Raw genomic sequence first — 8,562 nt, 5'->3', positions numbered from 1 at the left:
GGGGCGGGTCATGGAGTCCCCCGCGGGCGGAGAACCCATCGCCGTGGTGGGCCTGGCCTGCCGCCTTCCCGGCGCGGACTCCCCGGAGGCGCTCTGGAAGCTCCTCGTGGAGGGCCGGGATGCGACGCGGGAGGCGCCTGTCTGGCGTTGGAGCCCGGGGACCGCGCCGACGTACCGGGGCGGCTTCCTCGAGGACGCTGAACGGTTTGACGCCGCGTTCTTCGGCATCAGCGAACGTCAGGCCCTGGCCATGGATCCGCAGCAGCGCCTGCTCCTGGAGGGCGCGTGGACGGCGCTGGAGGACGCGGGGTGCGCGCCCTCGGGGTTGAAGGGCAGTGACACGGGGGTCTTCGTCGGCATCTCGGGAAGCGACTACGCGCACCGCTGGCGCGCGTTGGGGACCGATGCCATCGATGAGCACACGGGGTCCGGAACGGCGACGAGCGTGGCGAGCGGACGGATCGCGCATGTGCTGGGATTGCGAGGGCCCACGCTCTCCGTCGACACGGCGTGTTCCTCCTCCCTCGTCGCGGTCCACCTCGCGGTGCGGAGCCTGCGCGCGGGAGACTGCCGGATGGCGCTGGCGGGGGGCGTGAGCCTGATGCTCGCGCCGGAGCCGTTCCTCGCGCTGTCCAGGGCCCGCATGCTCGCGGCGGACGGGCGCTGCAAGACGTTCTCGGCGGCGGCGGATGGCCATGGCCGGGGAGAGGGGATGGGCCTCGTCGTCCTCAAGAGGCTTTCGGACGCACGGACGGATGGGGACCGGATCCACGCCCTCATCCGGGGCAGCGCCATCAACCAGGATGGGAGCACGGTCGCCCTGACCGCGCCCAACGCTTGGGCGCAGGAGGTCGTCCTCCGCAAGGCGTTCGAGGACGCCGGGCTCGCGCCAGGCGAAGCGGCATACATCGAGTCCCACGGTTCAGGGACCCTGCTGGGGGACACGCTGGAGCTGACCGCGTTGGGGGCGGTGATGGGGCGCGCGGCGGAGCAGACGCTGGTGGGCTCCATCAAGTCGAACGTCGGGCACCTGGAAGCGGCGGCGGGAGTCGCGGGATTGCTCAAGGCGCTGCTCGCGGTCCGGCACGGCGTCGTTCCTCCCCACCTGCACTTCACCGCGCCCAACCCGCACGTCTCCTGGGACACGCTTCCGCTGCGGGTGCCCACCGTGCCCACGCCCTGGCCCGCGCACCGGAGGCGGGTCGCCGGTGTCAGCTCCTTCGGGTTCAGCGGGACGAACGCGCACGTCGTCATCGAGGGCGTGGAGGAAGCACGGTCCCCGCGCCACGAAGAGGACGGTGGACCGGGGCTCCTGTGTCTGTCGGCGGGAGACGCTGGGACCCTGCGAGAGCTGGCCTCCCGCTACGCCCGCTTCCTGGAGGAGTGCCAACCGGCCCTGCGCGATGTGGCCTTCTCCGCGCACACCGGCCGCGCCGCGCTGGGACACCGGCTGGCCCTGAAGGCCGTCGATGCACGGCAGGCGTCAGCGGAGCTCCAGCGGTTCTCCGAAGGCCAGTCGACGCAGGTCGTGCATCACGCGGTCGTCCCTGGAGGGCCTCCGCCCGTGGCCTTCGTCATCCCCGCGAAGTCCCCCGCCGCCGGCTGCGCGAGCGAGCTCCATGCAAGGGAGCCCGTGTTCCGGAACGCCCTGTCCGCCTGGAGCGCGCGTCAGGGGGAGCAGGGCGCACGCGCGGTGGCCTGGCTCATGGGACGTGAGGGGACGCGTGCTCCGGAGGCTCTGGAGTCGGCCGGGGCCGCGCTGGCGCATGCGCTGGCCGCGCTGTGGAAGCACTGGGGGGTGGTGCCCGCCAGGGAGCACCCGGAGCCGGACCTCGGGGCGTTGGCGTGGGCCGAGGAGTCGCAGGGCGTGGTGTTGGAGCTGGGCGAGGACACGGCGCGAGACTGTCTGGGCGCACTGGGCCGGCTGTTCCTCCAGGGCTGCGAGCCGGAGTGGCGTCGCTTCCACCTGCACCACCCGGGACAGCGCATCTCCCTTCCTCTCACGCCCTTCCAGCGACGGAGGTTCTGGCCGGAGCTCCAGAAGGGCGTCGTCCGCGCCACCGTGACGGCTCCCAGCAGTGAGCCCCCTCCGGCCGTCTCCCCGCAGGAGCTCGGGGACCTGTTCTACGGCATCGAGTGGCGTCCCCAGGAGGCCCCTCCCCGCGTCGAGGGAAAGGAGGTCATGGCCGTGCTGGCACCGGAGGGCGCCCCGCGAGCCGCGCTCCTGGAGCTCCTGTCGGCGCGAGGTGTGCGGTGTCACCTGCTCGTCTCCGAACCCTCCGGGACGGTGGAGTCCTTCGCGCGTCAGCTCCAGTCGCTCCAGTCCCCTCCGCGAGCCGTGGTGCTGCTGGCGGGAGTGCTTGCGTCCAGGCTGGGGAGCGCCGAGGAGGACGCACTCCAACTCGTGAAGCACGCGACGCGGTGGGCGCAGGCCATCGTGGCGGCGCGGCTCCCCCTGCCCGCGAGACTGCACGTCGTCACGCGCGGCGCCGTGCAGGTGGCCGGTGAGTCCGCGGCGGGACTGGCGCTGGCGGAAGCGGCGCTCTGGGGCTGGGGGCGCACGCTCGCGCAGGAGTTGCCCCAACACTGGGGAGGCCTCTACGACGTCGATCCCCAATTGGTCGAAGAGAGCCTTCCACTGCTCGCGCTGGATCTCCTCTGCGCGCGGGAGCACGCGGAGGGCGTGGCCTACCGCTGGGGGCGCCGGTTCGTTCCCCACCTCGTGCGCGCGCGGCCGGAGTCCTCTGGCAGGGACACGCGCCCGCTGGTGCTGAGGGGTGATGCTTCGTACATCGTGACGGGAGGGCAGGGCGCCATCGGGCTCCAGGTGGCGGAGTGGGCCGTGGCGCGTGGAGCACGTCACCTGGTCCTCGCTTCGCGCGGAGAGCCAGACGCCACCGCGCATCAGGCCGTGGAGCGGATGCGGGCCACGGGGGCTCGCGTCCACTGCGCGCGCTGCGACGTGGGCGACCGGGAAGAGGTCGCGGCGCTCGTGGCCCGGGCTTCCGAGGAGGCACCCATCCGGGGCGTCATCCACGCCGCGGGCATCCTGCGGGATGGCGCGCTCCTGTCCCTGGATGACCGACGCATCGCCCAGGTGCTCCGGCCCAAGCTCGCGGGTGCTCGCAACCTGGAGATCGCGACGGCGCGGTTGCCGCTCGACTTCTTCGTCCTGTTCTCCTCCCTCGCGGGCGTCGTGGGCTCCGCGGGACAGGCGGCCTATGCGGCGGCCAATGCCTTCCTGGGAGCGCTCGCGCGGCGGCGTCGGCAGGCCGGGCGCCATGCGCTCGCGCTCGACTGGGGACCCTGGACGGTGGGGATGGCTTCCCGCACGGAAGGCACACAGCGCTGGCACCGGCAGGGCGTGGGGAGCCTCACGCCCACCGTCGCGCTCGCCGCCCTGGAGCAGGCGCTGCGTCAGGACGCCGCGCAGCTCACAGTGGCTGCCATGGATTGGACACGGGCCTCCGGTTCGCTGGGAGACGTGCGTGCCGAGGACGTTCTTCCCCCGGCGTCGCGGCGGCCCGCTGCCTCAGGCGCAGAACTGATCACCCGACTGCGCTCGACGCCGGGGCCCCGACGGGAGCGGTTCCTCGCCGAGTTCCTGACGGCGGAGCTCAACACCCTGCTTGGCAGGGATCCGCGAACGCCCATCGACCCCCAGGCCGGACTCTCCGACCTGGGCATCGACTCACTCCTCGCGCTGGATCTGCACACGCTGCTGGAGAAGCAGGTGGAGCAAGCCCTGCCAGCCACGCTCGCCTTCGACTTCCCGAACGTGGGCGCGCTCACCGGCTACCTGCTGGCCCTGCTGGAGTCGCGTCAGGCCGGGACCGCGAGCGCTCCCAGGAACGAGGTCGTGGCCACCTCGCCGCCACCCGAGCCCGACACGGCGGAGCTCGCGGTGGAACTCGATGCCTTGAAGTGACGGAGGGGCGGATGGATGGAGAACGCGACACGGACTACCGGACGCTGCGGGCGCGGTGGGAATCCCCGGAAGGGGCTCGCAGGGAGCCCATCGCCCTGCTGGATCAGGACGTGGAGCCGAACGCACGTTCGTGCAGGTGTAGTTGAAGCGCACGGAGGTGCTGGCCCCAGTGGGATTCAAAGAAGAGCCTGAAGTGCCAGAGGGCATCCACCTCACTGACTTCCCAACGCAACAGCACCTCCTCGAGGTCTCTCGCGATGTCCACCAGATCATCGATGGCGTCACCCACTCCGGGCGTCGCCGGGGTGAGGTCCGTGCTGTCGAGCGCCATGCTGTAGTAGCCCAGCCCAGGGAAGCGCTGACCAAGCCGTTCGCTGAGCTCCTCGTAGGGCGTGGAAGGGACGTCGTCCGGTGAAGGGGCGTTCGGATCGAACTCCACCTCCCCGAAATGAGAGGCCAACGCGAGCCGGTCGAGTGCCAGCCGGAGGTCGCGTTCGCGCGTGGGCGCATCGGCTTCTTCGTCGAACACGGCGAAGAGAGACTGGATGGCTGCGCGGATCTCACTTCGGGTCATGGGCATGTGCGAACCATGCGGAAACGGTGAGGAACGGTGACGGGCTCCCTGGCGGATACTGACCTCATGTCAGGGTCCTGGTCAGGAGGTGTGGGGATGCGAGCCGTTCGTTGGTGGGCCTTGCTGGTGTGCGGAGTGTCCCTGGGGTGTGCCGCGCATCGCAGTGCGGAGACTTCCCCCGTCCGGGTCGACCTGTCCGTGGAAAGAATCGACACGTGGGTCGGAGCCTTCGCGGCCAGGACCCCCGAGGACTGGTGGGCCGTGGGGCTCGACAGACGCCGCGTGAAGACGTCGGAGTCCACCGCGCCCGCCTTGCAGGTGTTCCGCAGCGATGACGCGGGCCGCTCGTGGCGGTACGACCCGGAGACCTCCCGCGCATTGTCCCAACTGATTCCGGAGGTCGACTACCCCGAAGTCGAACGGCTCGAGTGGTACACGCCCGAGACAGGGATTGTCTTTGGCCGGCTGGGACCCCGGCTTCTGCGCACCACGGATGGGGGGCGGACCTGGCAGCTCCTTTCGGTGCCGGTCCAGAGCGGAATCTTCCAGACCCATGCCCTGACGCGTGTCGGGTCCCGTACCTGGCTGTGCGGCCACTCGGGGAACATCCTCCTCAGCGATGATCAGGGCGCGAGCTGGAGGACGCTCGCGCACTCGCCCTTCCATGCCGAGGACGAATGCGCCGCGCTGTCCTTCCTGACGCCCGAGGACGGTTGGGCCGTGGGCACGTCGGCCACCCTCTGGGCGACGCAGGACGGAGGCAGGACCTGGAGGGCCTTGCCTGCTCCCGTGCAGCCACCCCAGACCTTCCTGGGACTCCCCGCCCTGTCCCACCTGCTCGGCCTCGTGCGACTCACCCCGAAAGTGGCGTGGTTGTGGGGCAGCTCGGGCCTCTTCAAATCCATGGACGGCGGCCAGACCTGGCGGCTCCAGCCCCAGGCCGAACCTCCGGCTGACGCCCCCTTCCACGTCTCCCGGGCTCCCGGCGGACGGCAGGTCCTGACCTGGACCCCACCGGGGTTGCCCATCGAGCAATGGATTCCCCTGTTCGCCTGGGCCTGGCAGGCCTCGGACCACGGCGTCTGGAGCGCTCGCTTCCCGGTCCCTCCGCGCCATCAGGACCTCCGACTCGATGTGAAGGGCGTGCGGGTCCTGGACGGCCCGTTGCTCACGCGGGGGCAGGGCGTGATGACCCTCCTGGAAGGAGTGCGACAGGCCAGCCCGACACAGTGGTTCGGATGGGCGGGAGCGCAGGTGGTCATCTCCGAAAACGCGGGCAGGCGGTGGTTCCGGGGAGGTGGTGCTTCCCCGCGGCCCATCCAGGAGCTGGCCCCCCAGCGCGATGGGGCCCTGCTGGCGGAAGTCGAGGGAGGCCAGCTGTGGCGCTTGGGGGAGGAGGGTCACACCTGGACGCCAGCCCAGGGCCTGCTGGATGCCCATGACTTCGAGCTCGTCGCGGGCAGGGCGCCCGGTGGTAGGGCCCCGGTGCCAGGGCAGCCCAGGCCCCCACCGGAGAGCCCCTTCGACTGTCTGCTTTCACAGTCACAGGTGCGGGTGGATGTCTGGTTTGGCCTTCATGGCTTCGCTGAGACGCGCAGCGAGCTCCACCTTGAACATCAACCGGGAGGTGCGCGGTTGTCGGGACGGCTTCAACCGGGAATCGACAAGCCGGAAGTCCCTGTCGACACGACGCTGTCCCGCGAAGCGGAAGCGCGATTCCTGCGCGAGTGGGTGGAGGCCGCGACCCGGCCCGAGACGCGGAAGCAATGCCGGATGTCGACGGAGCACGAAGTCCAGGTGGAGTGGTCCTGTGGCTCCGGCCCGCTCCAGCGCTCATGGAAGGCGGAGTTCCGTTCGGATGGCTGTACCCCCCAGACGCAGGAGCACCGTGCTCTCCTCTTGTACGGCAAGGACTCCGCGCGCAGCCCAGCCGAATATGCTCGTGCCGTGGGGCTCCACGAGGTGGCCCGGGCCGCCCTGGAGGCCGGGGCGCCTGAACGACCGGCCGACGTGCCGGGTGCACATCCGGGCGCGACGCGGTAGATGGAGGGACCGGAGGAACATCAACGCAATGGACGCGAACGTGGTGGCGGAGCTGGAGAAGGCGGGCGTGAAGGTGGAGGACCCCATGCGCCTGTTCATCCCCGTGGAGCGGGACGAGCAGGGCCGGGTGAAGACCGTGGGCGACGTGGTGCCCGTGCGCTACGGCGACGTCACCGCCCACGTGCACCTGCTGCCCGTCGCGAAGCTGTGGACCGGCGACAAGCAGCCCCCCAACTTCGCCAAGCCGCCCTTCTTCGAATACGAGCCGTTCTTCTTCCTCATCGAGGCCACCGCCGCCGGCTTCTGCCGCGACACCCGCCACGCGGAGAACGACCGGGAGTTCGCCCAGCTCTACCGCCACCTGGCGCGGCGGCCGGATGGCCACCACAAGAACCCCCTCTTCTCCCACCTGCGCGCGGCCGCCCGCCTGTACATGTCCCTGCGCGATGTCAGCCAGGCGGAGTTCGAGGCCGTCGCCCAGCGCCTCCACCAGTCCGCGAACACGTACTCGGCCCACGTCGGCAGCCAGAACTACTTCCTGAACGTGCTGCGTCAGGTGCTGGGCGCCTGAGCCCCCGCTCTCCGGGGCACCTCGACGCGGCGCTTCTGGAATAGGGTGCGGGCCCGCCCGTTCCCGGGCACCGCTTTCGTCCCTGCCCTAGGAGCGAGGATGTTCCGACCGCCGTTGTCGTGGTTCGCCTGCCTGGCCCTGCTGGGCGCGCCCACGGTCCAGGCCCAGCCTGCCCAGGCCGCGAAGTCCGCGCCTTCCCCCGCCGTCGCGAAGCTGGGCGCCGGCATCCAGACGCGCACGTTGAAGAACGGGCTCACCGTCATCGTGTGGCCCGACCACGACCTTCCCAACGTGGCCCTCAACAACTGGTTCCGCGTGGGCAGCCGCAACGAGCGCCCCGGCATCACCGGCCTGTCCCACTTCTTCGAGCACATGATGTTCAACGGCGCGAAGAAGTACGGCCCGGGTGAGTTCGACCGCGTCATGGAGGCCAACGGCGGCGCCAACAACGCCTTCACCTCCGAGGACGTCACCGTCTACCTGGACTGGTTCCCCGCCTCCGCGCTGCCCCTCATCTTCGAGCTGGAGGCGGACCGGCTCCAGTCGCTCGCCTTCGACCCCAAGGTCATCGAGTCCGAGCGCGGCGTCGTCTACTCCGAGCGCCGCTCCAGCGTGGACAATGACAACGCGGGCGCGCTGATGGAGCAGATGCAGGCCACCGCCTTCGTCGCGCACCCGTACCAGATTCCCGTCATCGGCTGGCCGTCCGACATCGAGTCCTGGCGCATGGAGGACCTCCAGCGCTACTTCAAGACGTACTACGCCCCCAACAACGCCACGCTCGTCATCGCCGGAGACGTGGAGCCCGCCCGCGTCTTCGAGCTCGCGGAGGCCACGATTGGCGCCATCCCGTCGCAGCCCGCCCCCGAGCCGGTCCGCACGAAGGAGCCCGAGCAGCAGGGCGAGCGGCGCATCACCGTGAAGAAGCTCGCGCAGTCCCCGCTGCTCCAGGTCGCCTACCACGGCCTCGCCGCGAAGGATCCGGAGGCGGAGACGCTGGAGTTGCTGGGGCTCATCCTCACCAACGGGGACTCGTCGCGCCTGCACCGCAAGCTGGTGGAGGACGCGCGCGTGGCCATCCGCGTCCGGGGCTCCTTCTCCGTCGGCTTCGATCCGTCGCTGGCGTGGTTCCTGGTGGACCTGCCGCCGGGCGGCGACCTGCCGCGCGCCGAGGCGCTCCTCACCGAGGAGCTGGCCCGCGTGGCGAAGGACGGCGTCACCGACGCGGAGCTGCGCAAGGCGCGCAACAGCGCCCTGGCCACCTTCTGGCGGAAGCTGGAGACCAACGACGGCCGTGCCCGGGAGCTGGGCGCCGCCGCGACCTTCCGGGGGGACTGGCGCGCGCTGCTCGACGCGCCCACGCGCTACGAGAAGGTCACCCGCGACGGCGTGCGCGCGCTGGCCGCCCGTCTCTTCAACTCCGACCACCGCACCGTGGGCTGGCTC

General features: G+C 70.8%; 5 protein-coding genes. 4 read left to right on the top strand and 1 reads right to left on the bottom strand.

What is annotated here, in order from left to right; genetic code table 11:
* Positions 1–10: 10 nt before the first annotated feature.
* Positions 11–3,928, top strand: a complete 3,918-nt coding sequence (locus D7V93_RS47490; protein WP_120646804.1) for a type I polyketide synthase — start codon at positions 11–13, stop codon at positions 3,926–3,928.
* Positions 3,929–4,031: 103 nt separating this feature from the next.
* Here D7V93_RS47490 and D7V93_RS30930 read toward each other — a convergent pair whose 3' ends face one another.
* The gene (locus D7V93_RS30930) at positions 4,032–4,508 is read right to left on the bottom strand and encodes a DUF5063 domain-containing protein (protein ID WP_244237621.1); all 477 of its coding nucleotides are present in this window, start codon (positions 4,506–4,508) and stop codon (positions 4,032–4,034) included.
* Between the two features lie 255 nt (positions 4,509–4,763).
* On the opposite strand from D7V93_RS30930, the gene D7V93_RS30925 reads away from it, so the two are divergent.
* The 3 genes from D7V93_RS30925 to D7V93_RS30915 form a co-directional block, all read left to right on the top strand.
* A complete protein-coding gene (locus D7V93_RS30925; protein WP_147451424.1) occupies positions 4,764–6,545 on the top strand; it encodes a hypothetical protein in 1,782 nt (593 codons plus the stop codon).
* Between the two features lie 28 nt (positions 6,546–6,573).
* Positions 6,574–7,116 (top strand): hypothetical protein, encoded by a 543-nt coding sequence (locus D7V93_RS30920; protein ID WP_120646802.1) that lies wholly within the window; start codon positions 6,574–6,576, stop codon positions 7,114–7,116.
* Between the two features lie 99 nt (positions 7,117–7,215).
* Positions 7,216–8,562 (top strand): M16 family metallopeptidase (locus D7V93_RS30915; RefSeq protein WP_147451423.1); only part of this gene is annotated, 1,347 nt, incomplete at its 3' end.

The sequence above is a fragment of the Corallococcus llansteffanensis genome (assembly GCF_003612055.1).
Classification (GTDB): Bacteria; Myxococcota; Myxococcia; order Myxococcales; family Myxococcaceae; genus Corallococcus; species Corallococcus llansteffanensis.
The sequence above is the reverse complement of the archived record's forward strand: the minus strand, read 5'-3'. Positions and strand labels throughout refer to the sequence as shown.